The sequence below is a fragment of the Thioalkalivibrio sp. ALMg9 genome (assembly GCF_000380625.1).
Taxonomy (GTDB): Bacteria; Pseudomonadota; Gammaproteobacteria; order Ectothiorhodospirales; family Ectothiorhodospiraceae; genus Thioalkalivibrio; species Thioalkalivibrio versutus.
In genome coordinates this window covers 1-1,587 of the sequence record NZ_AQYC01000001.1, presented here as the reverse complement: position 1 = coordinate 1,587, position 1,587 = coordinate 1, and the positions used below count along the sequence as shown (strand labels likewise).

Below are 1,587 nucleotides of genomic sequence, written 5' to 3'. Positions count from 1 at the left end.
TCGCGGGTGTCGCCGTACACGTTGTTGGCATCGTCACCGAAGAAGGTCTCCGGCGGCGGTTCCTGGATGGTGCCGGCGCTGGCGAAGGCCGTGACCTGGAAGGTCGGGGCGCCTTCCTCGTCCGCGATCAGGTCGGCGAAGTCGATGCCGTCGCTGGTGAACCAGAAGCCCGGCAGTACCATGTCCACCTGGAATTCGAAGGTGAAGGTCCCTTCGATGAAGGCCCCGCCCTGGCTGTCGAATTCCAGGATGCTGTTGCCGGATTTCAGGCCCATCTCCATGACCAGTTCGCCGTCGGTGTAGTGTGCCCTTGCCCCTTCATAGTCCTGACCGAAACCGGGGGTCGGTTCGGCCATGAACAGCGAAAAGCAGCAACCGACCCCGGTGTAGTCAGCGGTGACGACGTAATTGCCGCCGACTGTATCGGTGCCGGTTACCACGCCGCGGAGTTCGTCCCAGAGGAGCCCCATGGAGTAGTCGTTGCCAAGGATGTCGCCGGTCTGGGGCGCGGCCGCGTTGGTGACGGTCCGGTAGGACGTGGCATCACCGTACCCGCGGTCATAGAACACATCGCCGACCTGAACCGGGTTGTTCGGGTCCTGAATGTACTGGAAGGTCTGGGTGTTCAGGTCGAATTGGATCCGGCGGACGTTTTCGACCGATCCGCTGTAGTTCGCGGTGGCGTCGAGGTTCATGTCGAAGTCGATCGTCTCCGCCGTCGCGGTACTCGCACCTGCGGCGAAAATGCCGACGCAGAGCGAAGCAAGAAGTGCTTTTTTCGCGTTCATGGATTTCTCCTGATGCTCAATTTGAAGCGATTTAACCATCGCCGGGGCTTGGCCTGATGGCCAATTCAGTTGCTGCCGAGTTGTTATAGGCAGACAACGTGCCAAGTTTCACTTCGAGGAGTGATCGTTCGTAAGGCTTTGTTATGTAGGGGGAAAGTTTGATGTTTTCCCGGCGGGTATTGGATTGTTGGCAGCGTGCGGGCGATAGGCCCCAGTTCTGGGACGGAACTGTAAAGGCGGTCGACGGAGGCTGGCGTGGCTTGCGGGCGTCAGGCCGCCGGGTAGGGGGTGCATGGAGAACAAATAAAATAAAATCAGGAAGTTGAGGGTATTTTTTTGGTTGTAAGGCGTATCGACAGGGGGCGTTACAAGAGGTCCCGGGTAATGGCAAAGGATCGGGGCGACGGGCCGATTGGGAGGGGGCGTGATGTGCGGGGGAGCGCGGCTACCGAAGGACCGGTCGCGCCTCGCGAGAAGCCATGGGGTCAGGCCGTGCGCGCCCGCGACAGTCGATGCGCGACGACCAGCATGGCGGGAAGTACCAGCAGGTCGAACAGCAGGCCCGCGATCAGCCCGAACACAACCTCAATCGTTATGTTCAGGAGAGCCCCGGGTTGTTGCAGGGTATTCGTACGCTGACGGCGGTCTATCTGGAACAGGGTAGCGTGGAGGATGCCCTGCAGTTCGTGGAGCGGGCAAGCCGTGACTACACCGGCGAGCCGGCCGACATGGCCGAGCTGCGCGGGCGACTGCTGCTGGTTGCCGGCGATTCCGAAGCCGGCATCGATGCGTTGCGCGA

2 protein-coding genes are annotated in these 1,587 nt (G+C 61.1%); one reads left to right on the top strand and one right to left on the bottom strand.

What is annotated here, in order from left to right; genetic code table 11:
- On the bottom strand, positions 1-788 hold a 788-nt coding region (locus F792_RS0100010; RefSeq protein WP_038084143.1), incomplete at its 3' end, for a hypothetical protein.
- 512 nt (positions 789-1,300) lie between these two features.
- Here F792_RS0100010 and F792_RS14060 point away from each other — a divergent pair.
- The coding region (locus F792_RS14060; RefSeq protein WP_038084142.1) for a hypothetical protein at positions 1,301-1,587 on the top strand (287 nt) is incomplete at its 3' end.